The sequence below is a fragment of the Yoonia sp. BS5-3 genome, assembly GCF_038069655.2.
Lineage (GTDB): Bacteria > Pseudomonadota > Alphaproteobacteria > Rhodobacterales > Rhodobacteraceae > Yoonia > Yoonia phaeophyticola.
The window spans coordinates 3,502,362-3,514,751 of record NZ_CP150951.2; the positions used below are offsets into that span (position 1 = coordinate 3,502,362).

Here is a 12,390-nt window from a genome sequence, read left to right on the forward strand (position 1 = left end):
CCGAATGTTTTGGCGACAAAGGGCAAGTATTGGCGATGATCTAAAGGACTGGATTGAAGACAGTTTCGATTGGTGCCGTGATCGGTTTGGCGTTGACTGGCAAACATCAAGACAACTGATCACCGCTGACAAAACATTTTTCACCGCCGGTGCTGGTCACACGCCTGAGGTGGCACAACAAATCGCAGATGACATCGCGAAATTGATCCCTGTCCGCAGCATCGAGGTCCAACCGATCGCAGCGCTCGACCCCGAGTACCGCCATAGCTATCAGGACATATCTAGTGTCGCAGGCGCCTATCTGCATGATGATGAGGTGCCATTGATCAATTACGATCCATCCCTGATGACCAAGCCAATTGCTTTCATCAACACGATGACCCACGAACTAATGCATGATCGGCTTGCATCGTATGTTGACGATATGCCGGGCGGTGAACCGGCGCATGAGCTTTCTACAGATTTGCACTGTACCACCCACGGCTTTGGGCTTTTTGCGCTGGATGGACCCGCACAAGTAGGGTGGTCTGGCTATATGACGCAAGAGTCGCGCGCATATGCCTTGGCCACGTTCTTAGATCGCCATGATGTCGACCCTGAATTCGCAGCATCCCGCATCAGCGGAAGATCGGCAAAGGCATTGCGCCGCGCTGTTGCTGAACGAATGCGCGATTTCGCAACATAAGTTTAACTTCAAACCCACCAGCCACGTAAGGCGACATGTAAGAACCTCAGCTGATCCCGCATGGGATGCGGCACTGTGCGCCCTTCTGACACGATCGCGGGGCGGCGGGCCACCCGCTGCAAGGTCGGGCGCGCGGCATAGCCCGCCAAAAGCGCAGGTGCCGCATCAGCTGGCATACGCCGTCTTGCCGCCGTCGCGGCCTTGAGCCGATCAAGCCCCTGACGCGCAAGCGCCTTTACCCCGTCAGCCGAACCATCAACCAAAGGCTTGCGCCCCCGCTCTTCCAGGTCAGGTATCGCCTGAAACCAATTGGCAATCCCTGACCCCGCTGCAAAATCCCGCACGATCTGTTCTGGCGCCGCACCCAATAGCCGCGCAGCCGTCCACATCAGATGCCCAGCTGTCGCATCGATATAGCTATCGAAATGCGCGGTGTCCTCAAACGGATCTTTGTAGATGTCCCATCGCCGGGCCGCTACCAGCCCGTCCAGCAACTTGGCGCCTTCAGGATCAAGCACTTGTGCCAGCGCATCGACGACCTCATGTTTTCGCGCAGGGCCGCCCGCTGCGATCTCCTCCAGCGCATCACGCCACCATTGCAGGCGCATCTCGGCAATCATCGGCTCTTCGGTCACCCAGGGCGCGCGGGCAACTTCGACGTTGAAGGCATAAATCGGAAACAGGACGCGGCGGGCGGGCACAGGTGCCGTCATCGTGGCCCGGAAACGCGCAGGATCGGCTCGCTGAACGAGCGCGGCACAAGCGTTCAAACTCACTCTGAAACGCCCTCAACCGCATCGCGGTAAACCTGCCGCACGGCCTCTTGGGCGGCGCGCATATCGGTGTTCGGACAGCCATCGGCCATCGTTTGTTGATCATCGGGCGCATCGACAACTGTGATGTAGTCAGTCCCATAATCCACGCAGAGCACCCCATCGGGCTGCTCATATGTGGACATTTGCGCCAGCGCGACGCCGCGCATTTTTTCGTATGTTCCGGCAGGCAGGTCCGTCACGACCGTCTGATCATTGCCATTGGTGGGATCCCAATTGGAAAAGACAACCGTCTCATCTGCATAAATGACCATCCGATTGCTGCCGTGCACCGACCCACCATTGCCTATATCGACATGCGGTTGTTCGCGGTTCACCAGCGACCCAGGATCAACGCATCCAAACAATCCCAACAATGAAGTGATCATCATATGACGCATCACGCGGTCGCCTTGTCACGGATCAGTTTCCAGTTAATCGCATCAACCAGCGCATCGAAAGACGCATCAACTATGTTGGCGCTAACGCCTACAGTGGACCAGCGTCGCCCCTGCCCGTCTTCGCTATCGATGATCACGCGGGTCACCGCCTCGGTGCCGCCATTGGTGATGCGCACCTTGAAATCGACCAGCTGCATATCGTCAATGATCGCCTGATAAGGCCCGAGGTCTTTTGCCAAAGCACGGGACAAAGCGTTCACAGGGCCTTGGTCTGATCCGTCCGGGCCCTGACTTTCGCTGACATTCAAAACCTTCTTGCCACCAACCTTGGTGACAACAACGGCCTCTGAAAGAGATACCATCTCATTGCGCTTGTTGCGCCGCCGTTCGACCGTCACGCGGTAGCGTTTCACCTCAAAGAAACGAGGCAATTTACCCAGCTCTTCGCGGGCCAGCAGCTCAAAGCTGGCCTGCGCCGTGTCATAGGAAAAGCCCTGCGCTTCCTTTTCCTTGATCCGCTCAACAATGCGGGCCAGCGCGGGATCGCCCGCCTGAACGGTCAGCCCGGCTTCGGCCAGGCGCGCACGAAGGTTCGATTGGCCCGCCTGATTGGACATGGGCACGATGCGGCTATTGCCCACAGTTGCCGGGTCCACATGTTCATATGTGCTGGGGTCCTTGGCAATGGCGCTGGCATGCAGGCCCGATTTATGAGCAAAAGCCGAGGCGCCGACATAGGGTGCCTGTTTGGCGGGCACACGATTCAGAATATCATCCAGCATGCGCGAGGCTTTGCGCAGCCCCGTCAAAGCCTCAAGCGTGACCCCGGTTTCAAACTGGCTGGCAAAGGGTTCTTTCAGCAGTAGCGTCGGGATCAAGGTTGTCAGGTTTGCATTGCCGCAGCGTTCGCCTAGCCCGTTCAATGTGCCCTGAATTTGGCGGGCACCGGCCAGAACGGCGGCCAGCGATCCAGCCACGGCATTTTCGGTATCATTGTGGGTATGGATAGCCAGATGATCACCCGGGATGCCGCTGGCGATCACCTCAGTGACGATGCGGCCAATCTCATCCGGCAACGTACCGCCATTGGTATCGCAAAGCACAATCCATCGGGCCCCGGCGCCATGGGCGGCATGGACACATTGCAGCGCATAATCCGGGTTGGCTTTATAGCCGTCAAAAAAATGTTCGGCGTCAAACAACCCCTCGCGGCCCTGCCCGGCGATATGGGCAAAGCTGGCTGACAGATTTTCAAGGTTTTCTTCCAGCGTGATCCCGAGGGCTTTGGTCACATGGAAATCATGCGATTTGCCCACCAGACAAACGGCGGAAGTGCCCGCATTCATCACCGCTGACAGGACATCATCGTTTGCGGCCGAGCGGCCCGCGCGTTTGGTCATGCCAAAGGCTGTGAAGGTGGCACGTGTCTTGGGCGGGGCGGCGAAAAAGGCGGTATCTGTCGGATTGGCCCCCGGCCAGCCGCCTTCGATATAATCCAGACCCAGTTGATCCAGCACAGTGGCGATCTGGCGCTTTTCATCAGCTGAGAATTGGACACCTTGGGTCTGGGCCCCGTCCCGCAGCGTTGTATCAAACAGGTAAAGCCGTTCTTTCATCGCGCGCCCTCCGCAGAATTTTTGCTAAAATTCTGCATCATACATCCTCCAATTTGGTCGCGTCGAATGCGGGTCCGGCTTCCAGCTCAACCCCGGTTTTCGACATGCGCACCTCGACACCCGCGCCCAGCAGCATGGACTTCATGGCATCCACCGCCGCGAAATCCTTGGTTTCCATCGCCTGCGCGCGCAAGGCGCCAAGCTTGTCAGCAAAGGCACTCAGATCAACCGTCGCTGCGTCCCAGCCGCCCAGCTCTTCCGTCAATAGCCCAAGCAGCCGCGCCGACGATAAGAACACGGCTTTTTCGATATGACAGTCTTTCTGAGGGTTCGCCGCTATCTCTTTGGCCATCGCATGCAGACGCATCAACGCCCCAGCCGTATTCAGATCATCGGCAAGAAGGTCAACCACCTCTTGGTCAGGGCCGACCTCTTCGGCACCTTTGATCAGCTTACGCCATGCCTTCAAGGTCTTCGTCGCCTGCGCGGCTTTGGCAGCCGTCCAATCCATCGGCTTGCCGTAATGGGTACCCAGCATGACTATACGGATCACCTCGCCCGGGATGCCCTGATCAAGAAGATCACGGATGGTAAAGAAGTTGCCCAGCGACTTGGACATCTTCTTGCCCTCGACCTGCAGCATCTCATTGTGGATCCAATAACGAGCGAATTCGCCCTCTGGGCAGGCGCAGCTAGACTGCGCAATCTCATTCTCATGATGGGGAAATTGCAGATCATTGCCGCCGCCATGGATATCAAAGGTCGCGCCCAGCAGATCATGCGCCATGGCCGAGCATTCGATATGCCAGCCTGGGCGGCCATAGCCCCATGGGCTGTCCCAGCCCGGCACGCCCTCGCCCGATGGCTTCCACAGCACAAAATCCATCGGATTGCGTTTGTAAGGGGCAACCTCAACCCGTGCGCCCGCAATCATGTCATCAACGGACCGACCCGACAGAGCCCCGTAATCGGCGTAACTGTCCACGGCAAAAAGCGCATGGCCTTCAGCGGCATAGGCATGACCCTTGGCGATCAGATCTTCAATCATCGCGATCATCTGCGGAATATACTGGGTTGCCCGGGGCTCATGGGTTGGGCGCATCGCGCCCAAGGCATCCATATCTGCGTGATACCAGCCAACGGTTTCTTCGGTGATATCTGAAATCGGGCGGCCCGTCTCTGCGGCGCGCGCGTTGATCTTGTCATCCACATCCGTGAAGTTGCGCACATAGGTCACATGATCCGCGCCATAAATATGGCGCAGCAGCCGGAACAGCACGTCAAACAGCAGCACATTGCGCGAATTACCCAGATGCGCTCGATCATAGACCGTCGGCCCGCACAGATACATGCGGACGTTTTGGGGATCGATCGGCACGAAATCCTCGCGTTTGCGGGTTTTCGTATTCTGGAGACGGATCGTAGTCATAGGTCCTCACGCGCAAATGTTGCGCCGCGGGCTTAGCAAGTTCAGGTTAGAAGTGAAACGTGAAAGAACAGCCCGCGACAGATGTCAGCAGGTAATAATGCAGCAGATAATGATGCATGTGTTCTTCATACGACCAGCTTTAGACCGATGCATTCAACATGTCCACCATCTTGATCACGGTGTTCAGGTTGCGCGCTGTCACCTCAACCCCGATAAGCCTTTCAAGCTTAGCCGCCAGCTTTGACCGCCCGATGCCGCCCGGCGCATAAAGCCACACCGTCCGATCCACGACCGCAATCTGTTCGCCATCCGCCTTCAACGCTGCGACAGCGGCCATATCAAGCTGGGGGCTGTCGTAGCATAGATAGGCATGAACCAGTTTGCCCGCATCCATTGGGAACGGGTTGCCAGACAGCACAGCGCGCATCTGCGTCTCTTCCAGAACCAGAACAGGCACCTCAAAGCCAAATCGGTCCTTGATTGCGGCCTGCAAGCCATCTGCAAGATCAGCGCTATTGCCCGTTGCCGTGAAAATCACGTTGCCCGATGCGATATAGGTCTGCACATCCGTGCCAGGACAAATTTCCCGCAAGTCGGCCATTGGCACCTTTCTGTGCCCACCAACATTGATCCCGCGCAGGAATGCCACAAATTTTGTCATCTTGCCTCACCCCCCATCACGGGGCATCCTAGGCGTATGTCACGCGATGTCATCAACGAAATCTGCGCCGCTTTGCCCGGCGCCCGCGCTTCAGACCCGGCGGTTGAGCTGGACAGCTGGAAGGTTGGCGACAAGATGTTTGCCTGTTTCGGCGACCGGATCGATGGCGTCTGTACAAAGACGGACAGTGTAGAGACCGCGCAAATGCTGATCGATGCAGGCGCGGCCACCAAGGCCCCGTATTTCCACAAAAGCTGGGTTCTGGTTCGTTTTGACAGTGACGCAGATGAGCTGCGCCACCGGCTAGAGGCGTCTTATGCGATTGTTTTCAAAAGTCTGCCAAAAAAGCGACAGGCGGAAATCGCTGCGGGGTAAGCCTTTTGAGGTCTGATAGGCATTAGGTGTAGCTGATAACTTCGATCTCAACCCCATCATGATCGTAGAAATAGAACCGGCGCCCTGGTTCATAATCCGCATGACTATGCGGCTCAAAACCCAAAGCACTCACCCTCTGTTCGATCGCATCCAGATCATCAACCACCACCCCAATGTGATTAAGCCCGCCCTTGCGCGCGTAGCTGTCATCATGGGTGGTCTGCTTGGCCGACCCGTTGGGCCCTGCATAAAGCGCCAGATAGCTACGCGCACTTCCGACATGGACGGTAAAGCCGCCATTGATCGCGGCCCCTTCCCAACGGGTTGTCCATCCGAAGACATCTGACAGCATCGCGGCCGTTGCGCGTGGATCTGCGACAGTAATATTTGCATGTTCCAGATAAGCCATTCTTAGCCCCCCATTTTCCATTTATTCCAAATCCGCCCATGGCTGCGCCGTTGGGGCGTGGCGGGCGCCTCAAAACATCCGCATTCAAGGTCATGACCCCAGCCCAAACCATCGCGCTTCATCGCGGCGATAGCTGCCGGATCGGCGCAGTATTTTTGTGTTCTTTTCTGCCGCATATCTTTTCCTTTCCTTTTTGCTCTTATTGCTTTCTAATTTCTCAAGTTAACTTGAGATCAAGAGGTTTTTTATGAGCCAGGGATTATCCATTGGCGATCTTGCCGACAGGACGGGTCTGGCCGTTTCGGCGATCCGGTTTTATGAAACCCATGGGATCGTGAAGCCCCTGCGAAATAAGGGCGGCCATCGCCGCTATGGCCGGGCCGACATTCGCCGCCTGTCTTTTGTCATGGCGGCCCAAACGCTGGGGTTTCCACTGTCGGAAATCGCGGTGCATCTGCACGCGTTGCCCGATCACAAAGCGCCGACCAAGGCCGATTGGACCCGGATCAGCAAATCATTTCGCAACCAGATCGACGCCCGAATCGCAGCGCTCGAGGATCTCAGGGACAAGCTGGATGGCTGCATCGGCTGCGGCTGTCTGAGCCTGAAATCATGTGCGCTTTACAATCCATCCGATATCAAAGGCCGCGAAGGTTCTGGCCCGCGCAATTTGTCCGGGATCGCCGGTTGACTTCCCCCGTGATTGCCCGTTTCCCTCGGGCTTATGGAACTTTCTTCACGTCTTACAAATATCACGGGCGGCGGCTCTGACGGCTGGGCTGTCTTTTATCGCGCGCGGCGGATGATTGATGCCGGCCTCACCGTGACCGAGCTGACAATCGGCGAACATGACATTCGCACGCATGACAGTATTCTAGCCGCCATGAACCTGTCAGCCATGGGCGGACATACAGGCTATGCCGAGGTGCCTGGCACCGCTGATCTGCGCGATCTGGTTGCCGCAAGAGTGGCCAAGCGCACCGGTGTTCCGACCACGGCGGACAATATTCTGATCACCCCGGGCGGTCAGGCTGGCCTTTTTGCGGCGCATCTGGCCGCATGCAATCCCGGCGACCCTGCCCTTTTTATTGATCCTTACTACGCAACCTATCCCGGAACGATCCGCGCCGTAGGCGCAGAGCCGGTCCCTGTGCAGACCCGCCCCGAGAACGGCTTTCAACCGGGCAAAGCCGCTTTGGACGCCGCAGCCGCCGGGGCGGCGTCCCTTTTGATCAACACACCCAATAACCCTACGGGGGCAGTTTACAGCCGGGATACCCTGACAGGTGTCGCTGAAATTTGCCATGCGCATGACCTGTGGCTGATCTCGGACGAAGTGTATGACACCCAAGTGTGGGAAGGGACACATATTAGCCCACGCAGCCTGCCAGGCATGGTCGAACGCACGCTGCTTGTCGGCTCAATGTCGAAAAGTCACGCAATGACGGGCAGCCGGATTGGATGGGTTTGCGCGCCTGAGCCTGTGATCACACATCTGATCAATCTGGCCACGCACACCACCTATGGTGTGCCCGGTTTTGTGCAGGATGCGGCCGCCTTTGCCTTGCAACAGGGCAGCGCCTTTGAAGAGGCTGTCGGCGCCCCATTTGCACGGCGCCGGGCGCTAACCCTTGCAGCCCTGAAGGGCCAAAACATTGTCCAGCCCGTCCCGGTTCAGGGTGCGATGTATGCAATGCTGGATATTCGGGCCACGGGCCTTAGCGGCGAAGCCTTCGCCAACGGCCTTCTGGATGCGGAACATATCGCTGTCATGCCGGGCGAGAGCTTTGGAAAGGCTGCGGCCGGCCATGTGCGCGTGGCCATGACAATCGACGACGATGCCTATGTCGCCGCGTTAAACAGGCTGGTTGCCTTCGCCGCGTCGCAAGTGTCGCAATAGCTGCCCGATTTCAGGCGGCAAGGCGCGGGGGAATCGTCTAGGCTTGGTACATGTTATTTGCCCTTCCCTCTGATGCGGCGCTTTATGAGGCGCTGCTGAACCGCGATACCCGTTTTGACGGGCAGGCTTTTGTTGGTGTCACATCAACGGGCATTTTCTGCCGCCTGTCCTGCCCGGCGCGCAAACCAAAGCGCGAAAACTGCCGGTTTTATGATCGGGTCTCTGCCGCGATCGAGGCCGGGTTTCGCCCCTGCAAGCGTTGCCATCCGCTGGGGCCTGCCGCTGCGGCAGAGCCGCATATCCAAACCCTGCTGAACGCTTTAGATGCACGCCCCCAGCATCGCTGGCGCGAGACGGATATCAGCGCGCTTGGGGTTGACCCTTCGACCGCGCGGCGCAGCTTTAAGCGCCATTTTGGCATGACCTTTCTGGAAATGGCCCGCCAAAGGCGTCTGGCCCATGGCTTTACCGCGCTCGAGGACGGCAAGGTGATCGATGCCCAGCTTGAGGCCGGTTTCGACAGTCCTGCGGCCTTTCGCGCAGCCTTTGCCAAATTGCTGGGGGCCGCGCCGGATCATTTTAAAAAACAGGCTATACTGCGTGCACATCCAATCAATACGCCGCTTGGCACCTTGATCGCCATCTGCGACGATCACGGGCTGCATTTACTGGAATTTGCGGATCGCAAGGCGTTACCTGCCGAACTCAAACGACTCAGCAAAATGACGAAAGGCCATATCGGGGTTGGGCGGACAGACGTGACAGATCACGTATCCGCTGAGCTTGCGCGTTATTTCACAGGCGAAAGCGATGATTTCCAAACGCCGCTGATCCTGCATGGCACGCCGTTCACCCGGCAGGTCTGGACCGCTTTGCGCAAGATACCAGCCGGCGAAACCCGCAGTTACGCAGCGCTTGCCCAAGTTATCAACGCCCCGACAGCCACCCGCGCCGTGGCCCGTGCCAATGGTGCAAACCAGATCGCCATATTAATCCCCTGTCACCGCGTCATCGGCGCAGATGGGGCCTTGACGGGATATGGCGGCGGGCTTTGGCGCAAACAACGCTTGATCGAACTTGAACAGCATTACGCAAAAAGGACCTAATATGACCCATTCGGCAGAAACATTCCGCGCCCTGCACCAAAAGGGCGATCCACTTTTGATGGTCAATGTCTGGGACCGCGGATCGGCCAAGATGATGCAGGCGATGGGGGCAAAGGCGCTGGCCACATCCTCGGCGGCGCATGCGTTTACCATGGGGCGGCCCGATGGCGGTAATGTCACCCGAGACGAAGCTTTGGCACATGCACAAGAGATTTTGTCAGTGGCAACGGTGCCCATGCAGGGCGATTTCGAAAACGGGTTTGGCGACACGCCAGAAACCTGCGCTGAAACCGTCAAACTGGCCGCTGAAATTGGTCTGGCTGGAATATGCATCGAGGATATCGCGCTGCCGACCGAGACCGCCTACGATTTTGATCTGGCTATTGAGCGGATCAAGGCAGCTGCGGCAGCCGCAAAGGATTTGCGGCATGATTTTATCCTGACGGCACGCGCGGACGGTATTCTGCGCGCGCAATATGACACGGATGAAGCGATCCGTCGGTTGCAGGCCTTTGAAGCTGCGGGCGCGGATTGCCTCTTTGCACCGATGCCGCCCGATATGGACGCGCTTGCCCGCATCTGCGCCGCAACAACCGCCCCGGTGAACGCATTGGTGGCAGGTGCCTTTACACAGCAAACCGTCACGGATTTCGCCCAAGCGGGCGCGGCACGCCTGTCTTTGGGGTCTTCGTTGGCCCGGATGACGCACCGGGTCATGCATGATGCGGCGCTTCGGATGTTCTCGGATGGTCAGTTTGACTTTCTCAAAAACGGGATTCGCAGCGATACAATTGACGCGTTGCTGCGCTAAAGCGTTTTGCTTTTTGTCTGAGCAACCCGCATCGCAAATTGCGTTCGACCGCAGGGAGAGGCAGCGAATTGCGATCCCGTTCAAACGCAAAATGCTCTAACAAAAAGGCCCGCAGCATGCTGCGGGCCTTGATGAACATCCGGGGTGACGGAGCTTGAGGGGAAGGGACAGATCACCCCGGACGCCTGTGAGTGGTGTTTAGAACTGGAACGATACGCGCGCTGTGGCTGTTGTCGCATCAATATCAATTCCGGTACCGTCAAAGTCTTCAAACTGATGCTGAAGAACTTCGCCGCCAACGCGCATGCTGTCACTGATGCGATATTCTACGCCAAGGCCTCCAAAGGACCCTGTGTCTTCACCGTCAACTGCGCCTGATGTGCTCGCCTGGGCGATACCACCGGTTACATATGGCAGCCAGTTTCCAGCATCATAGCCAACGCGCAATTTTGCGCGGGCGACTGAATCAAGGGCCACATCGGCAGTCTCATCTTCAATCTCGGTGCCATCGATGTCCAATTCGCCACCGATTATCCAGCTACCCAGATCATAAAGGTAACCACCATGCACACCGTATAGCAGACCGTCGGGATCTTCGGTCAAATCATCTGAATCCAGTTGACCAAACCCAAGCTGGCCACCGGCATAAAAACCCGTCCAATCCGATATCGGAGCTACTGGCACAGGTGCCGGAGCAACCGGTACCGGCGTCGGAGCCGCAACAGGCTCAGACAAGCCACCGGCTGAGGCCATGCCTGCCACTGCGATCAGAGGGGCAGCCATCATGCTCGTGCGGGCCATTTTGAATGTCGATTTCATTTTCTTCTCCGTTCATTCGGGGTTGTCGTACGCATCTACATGGCACCGAAAACGGCAGGGACAACGCCCCTCACGGGCCTGTGAATTCATTCGGCGAATTCGAGCGAAATTGTGAACGAAAACTGAGCCATTTACCGCCCATAAATGAAACAATCAGAAAAAAACTAGAGCATTGTAGCAAATTATCGAGATTTTTCTCTGAAATTGCGACTTTTATTTGTCACTCTATACGCGGGAACGCGACCTGGCCGCCCGTCGCAGGCTGACTGATTCCAGTGCTCGCAGGGGCTGAAATCGGCAATCCGCGTGCAGCGCGCACCGCCAAATATGCAAAGGCCTGCGCCTCCAGCATATCGCCACTTAGCCCCGCCCGTTCCACCACTGAAACGTCGCAATCAAGCGCTTGGGCAAGCCCCCCCATGATGGTCCGGTTGAGCCGTCCGCCCCCGGTCACAAGCACCCGCGACGGCGGCGCCGGGCATTGTGCGATCGCGCGCCAGACGCTGACCACTACCGCCTGGGTCAATGTCGCGACAGCCCGCGCATCGGGCAATTCAGCGACCGCATCGATGAGCCCGGCAAAATCATCCCGGTCCAGCGATTTCGGCGGCGCCTTTTTGAAATAGGGGTGCTGCAGGAAATCCTCAAGAACCTGCAAGTCGGCCTTGCCGATCCCGGCAAGCGCGCCACCTGTATCAAAAGGAACGCCGCGGCGCTGCATCATCAGATCGTTGATCGGGGCATTGGCAGGGCCGGTATCAAAGGCCATCAACGCCCCTTCATCCGCCGGATCATCAAATGACGGATCAACCCAGGTCAGATTGCCCACCCCGCCAAGGTTCAAAAAGACAACAGGCTCTTCTGCCTTGATCCATTTCGCCAAAGCAAAGTGATAAAACGGGGCCAGCGGCGCACCCTGCCCGCCTGCAGCCACATCAGCGCTGCGAAAATCCCAAACAACGGGATAGCCCAGCGCATCAGCCAGATTTTGACCGTTGCCACATTGATGCGTACCGCGCCCACCCGGATCATGGGCCAGCGTCTGCCCGTGAAATCCGCCGATATCCACGCGGCCAAGGCTGTACATCGCCTCCCAATGGGCCCATTCGATAAATCGGGCGGCATTCTCGACGTCATCACCCTGCCAGCACCCCAGATGGGCACGCAAAAAAGCGCGTTCGTCGTCACGATAAGGGCGATACATTGTTGGGCCAAATCCGGCGATCTGCACGCCATCGGTGATCACAACCGCCGCATCCACCCCATCAAGTGAGGTGCCAGACATCGTCCCGAGGGCTGTGACCAAGCCTGCCTGCAACATCCACTTTCCCTTGCTCTTTGACCTCAGTATAGAGTGCACCGTGCG

At 57.6% G+C, this 12,390-nt stretch carries 15 protein-coding genes; 6 read left to right on the top strand and 9 right to left on the bottom strand.

What is annotated here, in order from left to right; all coding sequences use genetic code 11:
- Window positions 1-4 precede the first annotated feature (4 nt).
- Complete coding sequence (locus AABB29_RS17695) at window positions 5-685, top strand: hypothetical protein (protein ID WP_341365659.1); 681 nt, start codon at window positions 5-7, stop codon at window positions 683-685.
- An 8-nt stretch (window positions 686-693) separates the two neighbouring features.
- On the opposite strand, the gene AABB29_RS17700 is transcribed toward AABB29_RS17695, so the two are convergent.
- The 5 genes from AABB29_RS17700 to AABB29_RS17720 form a co-directional block, all read right to left on the bottom strand.
- Entirely contained in the window at window positions 694-1,461 is a 768-nt protein-coding gene (locus AABB29_RS17700; RefSeq protein ID WP_341365658.1) for a squalene/phytoene synthase family protein, read from the bottom strand.
- Window positions 1,458-1,898 (bottom strand): hypothetical protein, encoded by a 441-nt coding sequence (locus AABB29_RS17705; protein WP_341365657.1) that lies wholly within the window; start codon window positions 1,896-1,898, stop codon window positions 1,458-1,460. The genes AABB29_RS17700 and AABB29_RS17705 overlap by 4 nt, the downstream gene beginning before the upstream one ends.
- Entirely contained in the window at window positions 1,898-3,514 is a 1,617-nt protein-coding gene (gene cimA / locus AABB29_RS17710; protein WP_341365656.1) for a citramalate synthase, read from the bottom strand. The genes AABB29_RS17705 and cimA overlap by 1 nt, the downstream gene beginning before the upstream one ends.
- 37 nt (window positions 3,515-3,551) lie before the next feature.
- Window positions 3,552-4,943, bottom strand: a complete 1,392-nt coding sequence (cysS, locus tag AABB29_RS17715; protein ID WP_341365655.1) for a cysteine--tRNA ligase — start codon at window positions 4,941-4,943, stop codon at window positions 3,552-3,554.
- Window positions 4,944-5,082: 139 nt separating this feature from the next.
- Window positions 5,083-5,604 carry a DUF1697 domain-containing protein gene (locus tag AABB29_RS17720; RefSeq protein ID WP_341365654.1) on the bottom strand — a complete coding sequence of 174 codons (522 nt, stop codon included), beginning with the start codon at window positions 5,602-5,604 and terminating at the stop codon, window positions 5,083-5,085.
- Window positions 5,605-5,640: 36 nt separating this feature from the next.
- On the opposite strand from AABB29_RS17720, the gene AABB29_RS17725 reads away from it, so the two are divergent.
- Window positions 5,641-5,979 carry an MmcQ/YjbR family DNA-binding protein gene (locus AABB29_RS17725; protein WP_341365653.1) on the top strand — a complete coding sequence of 113 codons (339 nt, stop codon included), beginning with the start codon at window positions 5,641-5,643 and terminating at the stop codon, window positions 5,977-5,979.
- Window positions 5,980-6,001: 22 nt separating this feature from the next.
- On the opposite strand, the gene AABB29_RS17730 is transcribed toward AABB29_RS17725, so the two are convergent.
- Together AABB29_RS17730 and AABB29_RS17735 are read right to left on the bottom strand one after the other, a co-directional pair.
- Window positions 6,002-6,388 carry a VOC family protein gene (locus AABB29_RS17730; RefSeq protein WP_341365652.1) on the bottom strand — a complete coding sequence of 129 codons (387 nt, stop codon included), beginning with the start codon at window positions 6,386-6,388 and terminating at the stop codon, window positions 6,002-6,004.
- Between the two features lie 2 nt (window positions 6,389-6,390).
- A complete protein-coding gene (locus AABB29_RS17735; protein ID WP_341365651.1) occupies window positions 6,391-6,564 on the bottom strand; it encodes a hypothetical protein in 174 nt (57 codons plus the stop codon).
- 71 nt (window positions 6,565-6,635) lie between these two features.
- Here AABB29_RS17735 and soxR point away from each other — a divergent pair, with 71 nt between their 5' ends.
- Genes soxR through AABB29_RS17755 form a run of 4 tightly spaced genes read left to right on the top strand, consistent with a single transcriptional unit; the run spans window position 6,636 to window position 10,205 of the window.
- Complete coding sequence (soxR, locus tag AABB29_RS17740) at window positions 6,636-7,079, top strand: redox-sensitive transcriptional activator SoxR (RefSeq protein ID WP_341365650.1); 444 nt, start codon at window positions 6,636-6,638, stop codon at window positions 7,077-7,079.
- 33 nt (window positions 7,080-7,112) lie between these two features.
- Window positions 7,113-8,288 carry a pyridoxal phosphate-dependent aminotransferase gene (locus tag AABB29_RS17745; protein WP_341365649.1) on the top strand — a complete coding sequence of 392 codons (1,176 nt, stop codon included), beginning with the start codon at window positions 7,113-7,115 and terminating at the stop codon, window positions 8,286-8,288.
- Between the two features lie 50 nt (window positions 8,289-8,338).
- Window positions 8,339-9,394 carry a trifunctional transcriptional activator/DNA repair protein Ada/methylated-DNA--[protein]-cysteine S-methyltransferase gene (locus tag AABB29_RS17750; RefSeq protein WP_341365648.1) on the top strand — a complete coding sequence of 352 codons (1,056 nt, stop codon included), beginning with the start codon at window positions 8,339-8,341 and terminating at the stop codon, window positions 9,392-9,394.
- Between the two features lies 1 nt (window position 9,395).
- The gene (locus AABB29_RS17755) at window positions 9,396-10,205 is read left to right on the top strand and encodes an isocitrate lyase/phosphoenolpyruvate mutase family protein (protein ID WP_341365647.1); all 810 of its coding nucleotides are present in this window, start codon (window positions 9,396-9,398) and stop codon (window positions 10,203-10,205) included.
- Between the two features lie 198 nt (window positions 10,206-10,403).
- Here the strand turns inward: AABB29_RS17755 and AABB29_RS17760 are convergent, their stop codons facing one another.
- Complete coding sequence (locus tag AABB29_RS17760; RefSeq protein ID WP_341365646.1) at window positions 10,404-11,024, bottom strand: porin family protein; 621 nt, start codon at window positions 11,022-11,024, stop codon at window positions 10,404-10,406.
- Between the two features lie 220 nt (window positions 11,025-11,244).
- Window positions 11,245-12,345, bottom strand: coding sequence for an anhydro-N-acetylmuramic acid kinase (locus AABB29_RS17765; RefSeq protein WP_341365645.1), 1,101 nt, complete (start codon window positions 12,343-12,345; stop codon window positions 11,245-11,247).
- Between the last annotated feature and the right edge of the window lie 45 nt (window positions 12,346-12,390).